This window comes from Polynucleobacter sp. UK-Kesae-W10 (genome assembly GCF_018881575.1).
GTDB lineage: Bacteria > Pseudomonadota > Gammaproteobacteria > Burkholderiales > Burkholderiaceae > Polynucleobacter.
Genome location: NZ_JACVQB010000001.1, coordinates 474,164 through 489,217 on the forward strand (window position 1 = coordinate 474,164; position 15,054 = coordinate 489,217).

Consider the following 15,054-nt stretch of genomic DNA (forward strand, 5'->3'; position numbering starts at 1 on the left):
CCGATCATTTAGCAAATCAATTTCTCATTGCCATGCCAGGCATGGTAGATCCTAATTTTGCTGGTTCAGTCATCTATTTGTTTGAGCACAATGAGCGCGGGGCAATGGGCCTCGTCATCAATAAGCCTACTGAAGTTAATCTCGGTAAATTATTTGAAAAGATTGATCTCAAGCTGGAGATTGCGCCATTGTTAGATCAGCAAGTCTATTTTGGCGGCCCAGTGCAGATTGAGCGTGGGTTTGTTTTGCACGAATCTAACTCCCAACTTTCTTATAGCTCCTCTTTGATTATTCCTGGCGGCCTGACGATGACGACCTCCAAAGATGTGCTCGAAGCGGTAGCGATTGGTAATGGCCCCAGAAAGTTCTTAATGACGCTGGGCTATGCGGGCTGGGGTGCTGGCCAGCTCGAGGAAGAGATCACCTTAAATGGTTGGATGAATGTTCCCATGTCGCGCGAACAAATGATGGAGATCATTTTTAATACGCCCTCTAGTCAGCGCTATGAGAGGACGATGCGGCATTTGGGTTTTGATTTATCGGATTTATCGGGAGAGGCGGGGCATGCCTAGTTCAAGCCCGATATCTGGTGAGCGATCCATTACGGTAATGGCTTTTGACTATGGAACGCGTCGCATAGGCGTGGCTGTTGGTAATTCAGTGAGTAGATCAGGACAAGCATTAAAGACTATTGCTGCCCCCAATCTCGACATGCTCTTTCAGGAGATTGCGGCTTTAATACAGGAATGGCAGCCCGATCAGTTGGTGGTGGGGCGTCCGCTACACCCCGATGGTACCGAGCATGATATGACTGCAAAAGCGACCCGATTTGGCAATCAACTTCATGGACGCTTGCATTTGCCGGTCGCATGGGTAGATGAGCGTTATTCCTCGGTGGTTTTGGAGGGTGATGCCAAGATGCACGACAATCTAGATGCGCATTCTGCAGCCCTGATTTTGGAGCAATTTTTTGCAGAACTCGCATCACCAAAATCAGATGCAACAAGAATGTAATGAAGTGTTGGAACTAAATCATGAATGCTGAATTGTTATACGGAAAATTGCTAGAAGCCTTGCGCAAAAGAGTGCAAGAAGGCAGCTTTGAGCTTGCGGGCTTGGCTATGGGTGGCGCGTGGATCGCCGAGCGTTTAGCGCATGATTTGAATCTTCCGCACTATGGTGTGATTAACGTTGCCTTTCATCGTGATGATTACGCTGAAAAAGGCATGACGGCTTTGCGAACTGCAAGCACGATGACTACACATTTACCTTTTGAGGTAAATGGAGCCAATATTATTTTGATTGATGATGTTCTATTAACCGGTAGAACCGTGCGCGCAGCGTTAAATGAGTTATTTGATTTTGGTCGTCCCGCACAAGTGGAGTTAATGGTGTTGGCCGATCGTGGTAACCGCGAGTTACCGGTTGCCGCTAACTTTGTAGGTGAGCAAGTCCAAGTTCCGGATGACCAGGTGCTGGTCTTAGAAAAAGATGCCGCTGGAAAATTCAGTTTTCAGCTTGAGGAGCGTGAATAATGAGTTCTGGAGCAAATGTAGTGAACCAATTTAATGCTGCCGGCGAGCTAACGCATTTATTGACTCTGGAAGGCCTTCCTAAAGAGCAGATTTTGCATATTCTCGATACTGCGCAGCAATTTGTCAGCGTGACTGATCCCGCAAGAGAGGTTAAAAAAGTTCCTTTATTGCGGGGTAAGAGTGTTTTTAATCTCTTCTTTGAAAACTCTACCCGCACTCGAACGACTTTTGAGATTGCTGCTAAGCGTTTATCTGCAGATGTGATCAATTTAGATATTTCTACCTCCTCTACTGCTAAAGGCGAGAGCTTGCTAGATACGATTGATAATCTGGTCGCCATGCAAGCGGATATTTTTGTGGTGCGCCATAGCGTTTCTAGGGCGCCAATCGAGATTGCTAATCATGTTCCCGCACACGTACACGTAGTAAATGCGGGCGATGGTAGTCATCAGCATCCCACGCAAGGTTTACTAGACATGTACACCATGCGTCACTTCAAACAACACTTTAAAGGCTTAAAAGTGGCGATTGTTGGTGATATTGTGCATAGTCGAGTTGCAAAATCCAATATTCATGCCTTGACGACTTTAGGTTGCGAAGATATTCGTGCAATTGGTCCAGAAAGCTTGTTACCGAGCGATCTGGATATGTTGGGTGTCAAAGTATTCCACAGCATGGAAGAGGGCTTAAAAGATGTAGATGTTGTGATGACCTTGCGCATACAAAAAGAGCGCATGGAAGCCGGACAGGTTCCAGAAGGTGATGCATTCTTTAAGCAATATGGCCTAACGCCATCACGTTTAGCCTTAGCAAAATCAGATGCGATTGTGATGCACCCAGGCCCCATGAACCGAGGGGTAGAGATTGATTCAATCGTTGCCGATGGACCGCAATCAGTCATCTTGAATCAGGTAACCTTTGGCATCGCAGTGCGTATGGCAGTGATGTCGATTGTTGCTGGTAATTAACTGAGCCTATTGGATTTCTGAGTGAGCATCGATATTCCCAAGGTAGCGGATAAGAAGCGTTGGTTGATCATTTCACACGCTTTTAATATGGATGGTCGTGCTGCTAGTCTGACAATTACCGACAAGATTCCTTATTTCCTCGAGGCTGGGGTTGAGCCTATCGTATTTAGTGCGATTACTGGTCTAAAAGACCAGCGTTTTCCACATTACCAATTTATTGCCTGGGGCCCATCTGGATTTCGATTTGATTTCCGGCATTGGATTGCCAACAAATATGGTCGTGGCTGGTTTTACAAAGTCACTACGCGTTCTGTTTCAATCCTGTTGGCTCCGCTGATTGCTATTGAAAAATTGTGCCTGGGTTATTCCAGTCAATGGTCATGGGCGTTACCTGCTTTTTTGCACGGCTACCGAATGATTCGTGCGGGCAAGGTCGATGTCGTACTATCGGTCGGAAGTGCATGGTCGGCACACTTGGCGGGTGTATGGCTCAAGCGCGCCACAGGAATCGAATTGATCTCAGAAGTGCATGATCCTCTGGTGATTCGTAAGGACCCCAATGATCAAGGATTTGAGAAGCCGAAAAATCGGGATGCGCGTTTCAGACACTATTTAGAAAATCAACTGACTCGTTACTCTGACAAAGTATGGTGGTTTACAGATGGTGCTTTGCATTACGCTAAGGTGCGCAATCCTAATCTCAACACTCCAGACAATGCCCATGGTTTTGTAGTGACCCCAGGCGCTCACCCGCCAGGGAGTTTGGGTGCCAATCGGGCGCATCAATATACGAATCAATTAAATCTATGTCACTTCGGCTCCTTGGCTAATGATCGTTCACTCTCTACGATCTTAAAAGCCTTAGTGCCGCTGTTTAAAAAGTATCCACAGGCGCGCGAATTGATTCGTGTTCATGCTTATGGTGCGCCATTGGATTCTTTGTCGCTAGAAGCTATTGAGAAGCTCGGATTTGCCGATGTACTCTTGGCGCATGGACGCCTGGAGATTGATCTAGTCACTGGAAAATCCGGTCGCCAACGTGTCGCAGAAAAAATGCAAGAGGCAGACGTATTGATTCTGCTGCATGGTAACGATGAATGGTGCGCTGAATACATTCCCTCCAAGTTTTACGATTATCTTTGGACAGGCAGGCCTATTTGGGGCATTACCCATCGCAATCCGCAATTGGATCAAATGCTACTTGACCGAGGAGCCTACTTAAGCGCAGAGGGCGATTCTGAGGGGATTGCCATGGCCTTAGAGAGAATTTGGTTAGACTGGCAGTCAAAGCGGCTGATTGAGCCTATTTGGAAGCCAATTGGCGTGGACCAGGCAGTAAATACGATATTGACTCAAGTGCAGGCGCGCACAAAGTAATTACAGGAATTCATTTGAAAGATTTTGTTCTCTATTGCAAATCCTACTCCAGGGATTTTTTGCGCCTCAAGCGCCTACTAGAGTCCATTCGTCAATTCAATGTCGACCAACTCGATTTTTATATTTCCACTCCCGCATCAGAAAAGACGCTGCTGATCGAAGTCTTGGGGGGTGAAGGCTATCGTTGGGTTGCAGATGAGGATATTGTGGCTGCTAACCCTCGTGCAAATGTAGTTCAATACCAAGCGATGCCCGGTGGTTTGTCTCAACAAATCATTAAGTCAGAATTTTGGCGTCTTGGAATTGCAGAAAATTATTTGTGCCTTGATTCCGATACCCTCTTTATTCGCAAGTTCTTTAAGTCCGATTTCCTGATGTCTGATGGTGTGCCTTATACGGTTCTCCATCAAAATAAAGAATTATTTCAGTTAGCCATTGATCGTGGCCATGAAAAATTCGTACATGAATTAAAAGCTGAGTCTGAGCGCGTGAAAGCCGTCTTTGGTCGTCAGGGGCCTAATTTTTATTGTGCCCCGGCACCATTTATCTGGTCAGCGAAGGTCTGGCAGTCTTTGGATACGCAGTATTTGCAGCCTCAAGGCATCAGTTTGTGGGACCTTATTAGCCCAACACTGCCTGAGACTTTGATTTACGGTGAGGCGCTCCTAAAATACCGCGCTATCCCTTTAATAGCGATTGAACCCTTGTTCCGGACCTATCATTACGACTGGCAGTATTTCTTGATGAAACGCTTAGGTGAGACTGAGCCCAAGGTGGCGCAAAACTATTTAGGCATTATTTATCAGTCAGCTTGGGAGTCGGAGCTCACTCTCGGTCAATCTCATAAATCGATCCCCTCACAATTGCTAAAACGTTTGAAGCGCTTTGGTCGTTACTTGCAAAGCTTTATTTGATGACTCAGATTGCATCAAGCCTTGCAGTTAATTCTATGACCAAGCCTCTCATTAGCGTCTTAATGCCCGCCTTCAATGTTGAAAAATACATTGCTGCTGCGATGGATAGTATTCTGAATCAAAGCTATAGCAATTTTGAATTCATTGTTTTAGATGATGGTTCTGCCGATGGAACTGCACAAATTATCGAGGGGTATTCAGACCCGCGTCTTAAGAAAGTGATGTTGTCTGAGAACAAGGGTCTAGTCAGCGCCAGAAATACTCTGGTGGGGATGGCACAAGGGGAGTACATTGCCTTTTTAGATTCGGACGACTTGGCGGATCCAAGGCGTCTAGAGCTCCAACTCCAGTACTTACAAGCAAATGGCTTGGACCTTTGTGGAACCGACCATTGGGTATTGCATCAGAGCTCTGGCAAACGGAAACGCTCGAAGCAGCGTCATTCTGATGCGGATATTCGAGCGATGATTTCAGTATGTAGCCCGTTATGCAATCCCTCAGTCATGGGGCGTACAGCAGTATTTCAAAAGGTTCCCTATCTACCGGGTAATGATGGCGCAGAAGATTATGTGATGTGGGTGAATCTCGCAATTGCAGGGTGTAAATTTGGCAACGTTCCGCAGAACTTAATTACTTATCGCGTCCATGACAGTCAAATTAGCCAAGTACAAAACTCAAAAGTAAATCATATCTTTGATGAGCGTAGGGCAATGTATCTGATTGCACTGGGAATCGATAGCACCCTCATCCCGAGAAGACTGGGGTGGATACAAAGACTGAAAATAGGTAGCGATTTTTTATTGACCCTGAATAAAAAGATCCCCGGTATTTCGGTCGGAGCCAACTATCAAATCTATTCGCGTTTTCAGTTTCGCGGCAATGGAATTTGGACGCCGCTAACACGTCTGGAGCGCTTGTTGATGGCGATATTCGCCTCCCTGCGCGGTCAATTCGCTCGTTAAATTCTTTGCCATTGGGGCGGCAGCAGATCATCCCAGGATTTATCGCGATCATTGGTCCAGTTCTGGGGCGCAATCACCTGGGGGTTGGAGCTCTTGCTGAGCCATGCCCCCCACCAGCTTAATGAGCTATTGGCAATCAGGTGCTTTTGACATTGCGACATTAAAAAGAGTTCCTGTACCGGTGCACTCTTCTCGCTAGCGCTTTCGATAAAGCAGATTCTTTCAGGGTAGGGGAGATTAGCCTTGGCCCACTCAAGATCGTCTGAGAAAACATAAAATCGAATGTCTGGATTTGTTTCTAGGAGCAAACGCATGCCCTGTTGGTAATACTCTAGACCTAAAAAGCCATGCACTTTAGCGGCAACGGGTAGATGTACATAATCCCCTCGGCGTACGTGCACCATGGCAGAGACGTTGTTCTGAATCTGATGGAGGTAGTCTTGATAGTGAGCGGATATCAGAGTCTTGGGTTTGATTTCATTGAGTAATTCAGTACGAATGGCATCAAGGTAACGATAGGATTGCCAATAACCCATTAAATAAACGTCTTGACTGGCATAAGGCGTGAATTGATTGAGTTGAGCATTAAAGCGAAATGGCCTATCACTAAGGATGTAGGGGTTTAAGGGTAGAAGTGCTTGCGCGATACGACGCCAACGCTTAGGAGATTTCGTTATTGGAGCATTTGCGCTGACTTGGTAGTGAAGAGCAAGCTCAGGCAATAAAAAGTGTCTTGGTGTGACGTCTTCCCAGCCGTGATTAAACCAGTCGATATCCAGCTCTAACGACCCTTTTAGGCGAGCGCTAAGGGCTTTTCCAGTGGCGTATTGGAAAAGTTGATTTCCGAGGCCGCCTTGGATTTGGGTCGTAATCTTCATATCCCTATAATTAAAGCATTAGATGGGAAATCACTCCCAATTTGTGTGAAGAGTCCAGCATCTGGACCTTACCAAGCTTTGCTGAATGGGTAATTTATGCTGACTGGCAGTATTTATGGGTGGGAGAACGGCAAGGACGATATTTTTAATCCGCTGAGCCTTCGCAACCGTGATGATTGCTTGGAGCCTATGCGATTAATGGAGGTCCTTGGGCGACAGCATGGCATCGCACTACATACTGCCGATGTCAATGAAGATCAACATGTAAAGCCCGATTTCTCTTTGTACGTTGAATCGATTGACTTTGTACCCAGTGGCGCCCAAAAAAATTACCTCATCCTATACGAGACCCCCTTAACTGTTCCAAGAAATCTAGATCTAAGTTACTTAGCGTATTTCGATACGATCTTCACTTGGAATACAGAATATGTTGAGCATGGTCTAACGGATGCACAAGGCAAGCATCTTTCTGCAGGCCACTTTACTAAAATTTGGTACCCCAATCCTATTCCCCAGGAGTGCGGCGCTGCTTTTCAAAGCCCGACTTTTGATCGGCGACCAGATAGGGTGTGTTTAATTGGCAGCAATCGTCATGCCAATGTATTTGATGGTCGTGAGCTGTACTCAGAGCGAGTCAAAGCCATTCGCTGGTTTGAAGCGCATGCGCCACAGGACTTCAAGCTCTATGGCAATGGTTGGAAAGTGCCGCAAAAACGTTTGGGCTCACTCGGCAAACTCCGTTACCGTCTTGAAAAGATCTTACCCTGGATCTTAGGTAAGCCAGTGTTTACAAGTTATCAAGGGCCTGCAAAAACGAAATATGAAGTTTTGAGTAAAACCCAGTTTTGCATTTGTTTTGAAAACGCACGCGATATTCCAGGCTACATCACTGAGAAAATCTTCGATTGTTTTTTTGCAGGATGTATACCCATTTATTGGGGGGATGCCGATATTGCGCAATCTATTCCGGCAGAATGCTTTATAGACTTTCGCCAATTTGCTTCCTATGAAAAATTGCATCAATACCTATCGTCACTGACTGCGGAACAATTTGCAGCTTATCAAGCGGCAGCGCGTCAGTTCTTAATGGGCCCCCAGTTTGCCCCATATAGCTCTCAGAACTTTGCTGCTACGGTAGTGCAGAAAATTTCTCGTGATTTTGGCTTAGCTTAGCCATTGTTTGAGCGAAAGTTCCGTGTAAGATGTCTGTATGTCCTTAATTAATATACTAAAAAAGTCCAGAAAGCCAATTGCTGACTCAAGCGTTTTATTGGCGGGACCTGTTCGAAATGCCTCTGCGCAAATCGAAAATGACTTTGGCAAGCTGCTAGCAAGCTTGGATCAGTTTAAGCAAGTGCATTGCTTGGTGATCGAGAGTGACTCTAGTGACGATACCCTCCTCAGGCTCGAGAAATTCTCTCAACAGTTTCCGAATTTTTCATATGTGAGCGTGGGGCAACTGAGTAAAACGATGCATAAGCGGACTGATCGGATTGCGTATTGCCGAAATCTGATTATTGATGCAGTAGCTAATGATCCAAAGTATCGAGATGTTGATTACATCGCGATGGCTGATATGGACGGCATGAATGGACTTGTAACGCGTGAAAAAATTGCCCAGTGCTGGGAATTGAAAGAGCCTTGGGATGTGGTGACTGCCAATCAACTGGGTGAGTACTACGATGTATGGGCATTGAGTCATCCCTACTGGAATCCGATTGACTGCTGGGAGCAAAAGCGTCAATTGGAAAACATCTTGGGCGATAAGACGGCGCAAAATATTGCTGTAGGTTGCAAGCAAGCAGCCATTGATCCCCGCGCAGATTTGATCGAGGTGGATTCTGCTTTTGGCGGCCTTGGAATCTATGCCCGCGAAGCTTTTTTAGCCGGTAGGTATGCAGGCACCGATGATCAGGCTGGCGGTATTGATGTGGCCGACCATATTCCATTTCATCGAGACCTACGTCAAAAGGGCTACCGTATTTTTATTAACCCAGCGTTGATTAATTGCGATAAAACTCCTGGCGGCACTGTGGAAGAGGCGCCACTGCCTAAGCCTAGGGGTGCGCTAAAATTAGTACAAAAATTTGGAATCTTTTTATTCGGTAAAAAGCGCTTCAATAAATATCTTCAATTAATGCAAACGCCCTAATTACTTGGGTGTAATAGAAAACGATAGAACAATGATCTTGGTAACTGGTGGCGCAGGCTTTATTGGAGCCAATTTTGTATTAAATTGGCTCGCCGACTCTGGCGCAGAAGGGATTGTGAATATCGATAAGTTGACCTATGCAGGCAACTTAGCCAATCTACAAACATTACAAAATGACGCTAGGCATATTTTTGTGCATGGCGATATTGGTGACAAGGCGCTGATTGCAAAAATATTGGTTGAATACCGTCCGCGTGCCATTGTGAACTTTGCAGCGGAGAGTCACGTAGACCGCTCGATTCATGGTCCGGCAGAGTTTATTCAAACCAATATTGTGGGCACCTTTAATTTATTGGAATGTGCTCGTGAGTACTGGGGTGCTTTGCAGGGCGGTGATAAAGAGCGGTTTCGCTTTCATCATGTCTCTACTGATGAGGTCTACGGCTCACTGTCTTTAGCGGATCCCGCGTTTACGGAAACCAATCCCTATGAGCCCAATAGTCCTTATTCGGCGTCTAAGGCAGCTTCAGACCATTTGGTCCGCGCTTGGTTTCACACTTATGGGTTCCCGGTAGTCACCACCAATTGCTCTAACAATTATGGTCCTTACCATTTCCCGGAAAAGTTGATTCCATTGGTGATTTTGAATGCACTCAATGGCAAGCCATTACCAGTCTATGGCGATGGTCAACAGATTCGGGATTGGTTATATGTTGGCGATCATTGCTCGGCCATTCGTGAAGTATTGGATAAGGGGCGCCTCGGCGAGACATACAACATTGGCGGTTGGAATGAAAAAGCAAATCTGGATGTCGTGAAAACGATTTGCGGTATTTTGGATGAGCTCAGACCGCGGGCCGATGGCAAACCATATGCAGAGCAAATTACATTTGTTACGGATCGCCCTGGTCACGATCGCCGCTATGCCATTGATGCCAGCAAAATTGAAAAAGAGTTGGGTTGGCGTCCTGCAGAAACGTTTGATACGGGTATTCGTAAGACGGTGCAGTGGTATCTCGATCAACCAGAGTGGGTTGAGGGCGTCGTCACCGGTTCTTATCGTGACTGGCTTGAAAAACAATACCGTCATTGATTCGAGACTAATTAATCTATGAATATTCTGGTCTTTGGAAAAGATGGTCAACTTGGCCGTGCGTTTCAGGATCAGCTTCTGTGCGCACCTTTTCAGAATGGCAACACCATTACTTTTGTTGGGCGCAATGAATGTGATTTGAGTAATGCAGAGCAGCTGCGCGATATCTTAAAAGTACATTCCCCCAAGCTGATTATTAATGCTGCTGCATATACTGCCGTCGATCAGGCGGAATCTGAGGCAGACTTGGCATTAGCTATTAATGCCACCGCCCCAGAATTAATGGCCCAGTACGCTGTCGCACAAGGCGCAACTTTGCTACATTTTTCTACCGATTATGTTTTTGATGGCAGTAAGCAAGGCATCTATCAAGAGAGTGACACTTGCAATCCATTGGGTATCTACGGCAAAACGAAGGAAGCGGGGGAGCGCGCCATTACCCAAGCGTTCGCAAATAGTATGGATGCTCGTTATGCTATTTTAAGGACGAGCTGGGTCTATGGCGAAGGCGCTAACTTCATCCGCACAATTTTGCGATTAGCCAAAGAGCGTCCCACTTTGCGAGTGATTGCCGATCAATATGGTGTGCCTACTAGTGCGAATTGGTTAGCAGAGCTAGGCCTGCAATTGGTTTTGGATGGTACCCAGTTGCGCCCCTTGACTTCAGGTATTTACAACGCAGTGCCCCGTGGTGAGACCACTTGGTATGGTCTGGCCTCTTTAGCTGTGCAGGCAGCTGTTGATTCGGGTGCAGTGTTGCAGGTTGATCCCAATGCCATCACCCCCATCTCCGCAGCCGAATACCCTTTACCGGCCCCAAGGCCAATGAATTCCCGTTTATCGACTCAAAAGCTGCAATTTGAGCTTGAGCGTTTGGGTCTTGTGTCAAAATTGCCCCATTGGAATACGCCATGGGATGAGCAAGTGATTGCTTACGTTAAGCGCCTGACAGCAAGTTAAGGTTTCGCTGCATCCCGTTAAATAAGGGTAAAGATGGCAAATAGTCTTACAAAAAATCGCAAAGGCATTATTTTGGCTGGCGGGTCTGGTACTCGTTTGTATCCAGTCACCCAAGCGGTTTCTAAACAACTCATGCCGGTATATGACAAACCGATGGTCTACTATCCATTAACGACCTTAATGTTGGCCGGTATTCGGGATATTTTGTTGATCTCCACTCCCCATGACACACCGCGCTTTACGGAGTTGTTGGGTGATGGTTCACAGTGGGGTCTTAATATTGAGTATTGCGTACAACCTTCGCCTGATGGTTTGGCGCAAGCATTTACTTTGGGCAAAAACTTCATCAATGGCCATCCAAGCGCCCTGGTATTGGGCGACAATATTTTCTATGGCCATGAGTTGGTAGCCAATTTAGAAAGTGCCGATGAGCGCGCTAGTGGCGCAACCGTATTTGCGTATCACGTTACCGATCCAGAGCGCTATGGCGTTGTAGAGTTTGATAAAAATTACAAAGCAGTATCGATTGAAGAAAAGCCGCTTCAGCCTAGAAGTAGTTATGCGGTTACGGGCTTATATTTTTATGACAATCAAGTGTGCGATATTGCAAGCGCAATCAAACCTAGCGCGCGAGGCGAGCTCGAGATTACCGATGTTAATCGCATCTATCTTGAAAAAGACCAACTCAGTGTCGAGATCATGGGTCGTGGCTTTGCCTGGTTAGACACTGGTACGCATGATTCTTTATTGGATGCTGCTGGCTTTATTGCTACCTTGCAAAAGCGCCAGGGCTTGATGGTAGCGTGCCCAGAAGAAATTGCTTATCGGCAAGGTTGGATCGGTGCTGAGGCTGTGCAAAAAGTAGCGGCTCAGCTTTCTAAGAACAGCTATGGCCAGTACTTAAATAAAATTCTCAATGAGATGAAGACAGGTTCACAGCCGATTTCTTTGTCATCTAAGAAGGCGGGTTAATGTCTAGTTTAAAACCGCACCCAAAACTCACTGTAACGCCTACAGCAGTTAGTGGTGTTTTGATTGTTGAGCCTAAAGTCTTTGGTGATGAGCGCGGCTGGTTTACCGAAACCTTTAATGCACAAGATTTTGCTCAAGCGACTAGTTTGGATGTGCGGTTTGTACAAGATAACCATTCATTTTCACGTCAAGCCACTTTGCGCGGCATGCATTATCAGTTAGAAAAAACACAGGGTAAGTTAGTGCGCGTAGTTGCTGGCAGCGTATTTGATGTAGCGGTAGATTTGCGCAAAGATTCTTCGACTTATGGCAAATGGGTTGGCGTGGAGCTGAGTGCAGAAAATCACAAGCAATTGTGGATCCCTGCAGGAATGGCCCATGGATTTTTAGTGCTCACGCCAACCGCAGAATTTTTATATAAAACTACTGATTACTATCATCCTCAAAGTGAGGTTTGTTTGGCTTGGAATGACCCAGTCGTGGGAATTGAGTGGCCTTTGGGATCTGGTGTCACTCCCAATCTCAATGCAAAAGATGCTGCAGGTCTATCTTGGGAACAAGCCCCAAAGTTTTGATGTCGAATACCAACGCAACCCCCAAAATACTCTTAGTAAAACTCTCCTCCTTGGGAGATGTGCTGCACAACTTACCGATTGTTTGGGATATTCGCGCACGTTTGCCCGAGGCACAGATTGATTGGGTGGTTGAAGAGGGCTATGTCCACCTACTCAAGCCCTTGCTGAGTAGAGAGGGTTTTCGGGGAATCGATCGCATTATTCCATTTGGCTTGCGTCGTTGGAAAAAATCCTTATTTGGTAGTCAGACTTGGACTGAGTTTTTTCAATTTAAGAAAGATCTTCAGCAAGTTTCTTACGATGTCATCATTGAGACCCAAGGTCTATTGAAGTCCGCATTGGTTTGTGCTCTTGCTAAAAAGAGTTCTGATGCAGTGGTAGCTGGACTGGCTAATGCGACCGAATACTCTGGTTATGAACCTGCAGCGCGATCGTTTTATAACCAGTCAGTTCAGGTTCCATTCCATTGCCATGCAGTGGATCGCTCGCGCTATGTCACCTCTTCCGCCCTAGATTGGCCTTTGATTGCACGATCTGAAGGTTTGCAGTTTTATCCGGCTTCCTATGTCAATTCAATTGCTGCTCCTAGTGTTGCTGGCTTAAACAATCCCTATATTGTTTTCTTCCACTCCACTGCGCGCGAAGCCAAACGTTGGCCTAAGGCCGATTGGGTCAGCTTAGGCGTGTCCTTAGCAAGTCATGGGTATCAGATTGTGCTTCCCTGGGGAAGCGCTGCAGAGAAGGCGATTAGTCAAGAGTTGGCGACGCAGATTCCGGGAGCGCTGGTCCCGGCGGCATTTAGCATTGAAGAGGCATTTTCAGTCGTAGCCCATGCCGCCTTGATAGTCGGTGTGGATACCGGACTTACCCATTTGGCAGCCGTGCTCAATCAGCCTACCGTGGAAATCTATTGCGATTCCCCGCGTTGGAAGACTGAGGGGTATTGGTCAGAGCGTATTCGTAACGTCGGTGATATTCAGGCTTCGCCTACTACAGCCCAAGTGCTGGGTGCCGCTACTGAATTACTTAACGCAATAAAGAATTAATCGCAAGCAAGTCTTCGTCTGATAAAGACGCAGCGTGTGCTTTCAGTTTGATGGCGTTTAGGATGGTGTTGTAACGCGCCTGCTGCAATTGAGAGCGGGTAGTGATTAAAGTATCCAAGGCAATCAACACATCAATATTAATTAAGGTGCCTACCTGAAAACCAAGTTTGCTTGATTCGAGTGCAGAATTTGATGAACGTTCAGCCGCCTCAAATGCTTTGACGCTAGCAAGTCCACCATAAAAACCAGTAAAGGCAGCGCGGGTGTTCTGTGCTGCGGTACGACGCGCATTGTCGTAGTTGGCTTTGGCTTGATCAACCAAGGCAGCATTTTGACGAATGACTGAGCTATTGAAGCCGCCTGACACTAACGGGATGGAGAGCTGCAAAGCAACAGTATTGTTATAAACGTTGGTATTTGCTGGCTGATAGCTATTTGGCGTGCCATTGGAAGTGTTATAGCCACTGGTGCCAATAAAATTTAATGAAGGATAGTTTAGGGCTTGGGCAGCACGATAGGTGCTCTCTGCAAGACTGACGGTTAGCTGCCCAGCAAGCACATTAAAGTTTGCTGCTTCTGCTTGGTTAATCCAGTCCTCCAAGGTTTGCCCTGGGGGCAATTGGGGGTTCACGCTGTCTGCAATCGGATTGCCCTTAGCATCTTTGGTCTTGGTGCGCGGATCTTTTAAAACACCATCAATCTTGGCTTCTTTGACGAGGGGACGCAATGGACCAACCGGGCGGCCAACCAATTGTTCCAAAACGCCACGTTTCACAACGAGATCGGCTTGGGCTCCAATTTCTTGTGAGTTAGCCAAATCCAGCGCTGCTTGAGCGGTATTCACATCCACAATCGTAGCTAGACCAGCATCAAATTTAGCTTGGGCAGCATCGAGTTGTTGCTTGATCAAGCCTTTTTTATTGCGATAGAGCTCAACGTTATCTTGGCTAGTCAGTGCATCAAAGTAGGCTTGTGAGACTCGAATAATTAAATCTTGTTGCGCTAAGTAAAAGCGCATATCCGCAATTTTGGTATTGAGATCACCTTGTTTGAACGCTTCGAAAGCACCCACATTAAATACTGGCTGGGTCAAAGTCACGGTGTAATTCTTTTGATCAAAGACACGTGAGTTACCAGGACCCGCCGCGACAACTGTTTGGCCAACGCCGTGCTGGTAGTAGCGAGTACCTCCAGGTGTAGCATTAGCCTGAGGAAGCAGGAGGGAGAGACCTTGCCAATAGAGCTCTTTGCTGGCTTGGTAATTAAAGCGCGCTGCATTGAGCACGGGATCACTAAAGGCTGCTTCTTGGTAAAGCTGGAGCAAATCAGTCAATTGAGCTTTTTGATCATTAGCGCTGCCGTTCACGCTCGAAGGTGCGGCGGTGCTCGGCAGGGCTTGCTTGACTGGTAGTGGGGCAATTTGCGGCGGCTGATCCAGCCCTGTCAGTGATGAAGGGCTAACGGGGGTAGGCAAGGCAGGCTTTGCGCCGTTCGGGCTCTGGGCAAAAGCATCCGAATGCCATGAATTGAGGCCGAGCGCCTGCCCAAGGACCAAACCCAGGATGGTCAGTCGTGACAGGCGAAAACGGGCTGGATTCATCAAATTCATCTATTTTTTAAGT

At 46.7% G+C, this 15,054-nt stretch carries 16 protein-coding genes; 14 read left to right on the forward strand and 2 right to left on the reverse strand.

The window, feature by feature from the left end:
• The first annotated feature begins 32 nt into the window (after positions 1 to 32).
• The 7 genes from ICN24_RS02530 to ICN24_RS02560 are packed head-to-tail and all read left to right on the forward strand — an operon-like array spanning position 33 to position 5,756.
• Positions 33 to 572, forward strand: coding sequence for a YqgE/AlgH family protein (locus ICN24_RS02530; protein WP_255532586.1), 540 nt, complete (start codon positions 33 to 35; stop codon positions 570 to 572).
• Positions 565 to 1,014, forward strand: a complete 450-nt coding sequence (gene ruvX / locus ICN24_RS02535) for a Holliday junction resolvase RuvX (RefSeq protein ID WP_216221133.1) — start codon at positions 565 to 567, stop codon at positions 1,012 to 1,014. Before ICN24_RS02530 ends, ruvX begins: the two co-directional genes overlap by 8 nt.
• Positions 1,015 to 1,034: 20 nt before the next feature.
• Positions 1,035 to 1,535 (forward strand): bifunctional pyr operon transcriptional regulator/uracil phosphoribosyltransferase PyrR, encoded by a 501-nt coding sequence (gene pyrR, locus ICN24_RS02540; RefSeq protein WP_216221135.1) that lies wholly within the window; start codon positions 1,035 to 1,037, stop codon positions 1,533 to 1,535.
• Entirely contained in the window at positions 1,535 to 2,503 is a 969-nt protein-coding gene (locus ICN24_RS02545) for an aspartate carbamoyltransferase catalytic subunit (protein WP_216221136.1), read from the forward strand. The genes pyrR and ICN24_RS02545 overlap by 1 nt, the downstream gene beginning before the upstream one ends.
• A gap of 21 nt (positions 2,504 to 2,524) precedes the next feature.
• A complete protein-coding gene (locus tag ICN24_RS02550) occupies positions 2,525 to 3,880 on the forward strand; it encodes a hypothetical protein (RefSeq protein ID WP_370623090.1) in 1,356 nt (451 codons plus the stop codon).
• A 14-nt stretch (positions 3,881 to 3,894) separates the two neighbouring features.
• The gene (locus ICN24_RS02555) at positions 3,895 to 4,794 is read left to right on the forward strand and encodes a DUF6492 family protein (protein ID WP_216859877.1); all 900 of its coding nucleotides are present in this window, start codon (positions 3,895 to 3,897) and stop codon (positions 4,792 to 4,794) included.
• 35 nt (positions 4,795 to 4,829) lie between these two features.
• On the forward strand, positions 4,830 to 5,756 hold the full coding sequence (locus tag ICN24_RS02560; protein WP_216221137.1) for a glycosyltransferase family 2 protein: 927 nt from the start codon (positions 4,830 to 4,832) through the stop codon (positions 5,754 to 5,756).
• Here the strand turns inward: ICN24_RS02560 and ICN24_RS02565 are convergent.
• A complete protein-coding gene (locus ICN24_RS02565; protein WP_216221138.1) occupies positions 5,753 to 6,634 on the reverse strand; it encodes an alpha-1,2-fucosyltransferase in 882 nt (293 codons plus the stop codon). The genes ICN24_RS02560 and ICN24_RS02565 overlap by 4 nt on opposite strands.
• 96 nt (positions 6,635 to 6,730) lie before the next feature.
• Here ICN24_RS02565 and ICN24_RS02570 point away from each other — a divergent pair, with 96 nt between their 5' ends.
• From ICN24_RS02570 to waaC, 7 genes are read left to right on the forward strand one after another with little or no spacing between them, the layout of a single operon-like run.
• Positions 6,731 to 7,807 carry a glycosyltransferase family 10 domain-containing protein gene (locus ICN24_RS02570; RefSeq protein ID WP_216221139.1) on the forward strand — a complete coding sequence of 359 codons (1,077 nt, stop codon included), beginning with the start codon at positions 6,731 to 6,733 and terminating at the stop codon, positions 7,805 to 7,807.
• Positions 7,808 to 7,844: 37 nt separating this feature from the next.
• Positions 7,845 to 8,786, forward strand: coding sequence for a hypothetical protein (locus tag ICN24_RS02575; RefSeq protein ID WP_216221140.1), 942 nt, complete (start codon positions 7,845 to 7,847; stop codon positions 8,784 to 8,786).
• Between the two features lie 31 nt (positions 8,787 to 8,817).
• Positions 8,818 to 9,879 (forward strand): dTDP-glucose 4,6-dehydratase, encoded by a 1,062-nt coding sequence (gene rfbB / locus ICN24_RS02580; protein ID WP_216221141.1) that lies wholly within the window; start codon positions 8,818 to 8,820, stop codon positions 9,877 to 9,879.
• Between the two features lie 18 nt (positions 9,880 to 9,897).
• Positions 9,898 to 10,839 (forward strand): dTDP-4-dehydrorhamnose reductase, encoded by a 942-nt coding sequence (gene rfbD, locus ICN24_RS02585; protein ID WP_216221142.1) that lies wholly within the window; start codon positions 9,898 to 9,900, stop codon positions 10,837 to 10,839.
• Between the two features lie 33 nt (positions 10,840 to 10,872).
• A complete protein-coding gene (rfbA, locus tag ICN24_RS02590; RefSeq protein WP_216221143.1) occupies positions 10,873 to 11,811 on the forward strand; it encodes a glucose-1-phosphate thymidylyltransferase RfbA in 939 nt (312 codons plus the stop codon).
• Positions 11,811 to 12,386 carry a dTDP-4-dehydrorhamnose 3,5-epimerase gene (rfbC, locus tag ICN24_RS02595; RefSeq protein ID WP_216221144.1) on the forward strand — a complete coding sequence of 192 codons (576 nt, stop codon included), beginning with the start codon at positions 11,811 to 11,813 and terminating at the stop codon, positions 12,384 to 12,386. Before rfbA ends, rfbC begins: the two co-directional genes overlap by 1 nt.
• Complete coding sequence (waaC, locus tag ICN24_RS02600) at positions 12,386 to 13,432, forward strand: lipopolysaccharide heptosyltransferase I (RefSeq protein ID WP_216221145.1); 1,047 nt, start codon at positions 12,386 to 12,388, stop codon at positions 13,430 to 13,432. Before rfbC ends, waaC begins: the two co-directional genes overlap by 1 nt.
• Here the strand turns inward: waaC and ICN24_RS02605 are convergent.
• The gene (locus ICN24_RS02605) at positions 13,413 to 15,032 is read right to left on the reverse strand and encodes a TolC family protein (protein ID WP_216221147.1); all 1,620 of its coding nucleotides are present in this window, start codon (positions 15,030 to 15,032) and stop codon (positions 13,413 to 13,415) included. The genes waaC and ICN24_RS02605 overlap by 20 nt on opposite strands.
• Positions 15,033 to 15,054 lie beyond the last annotated feature (22 nt).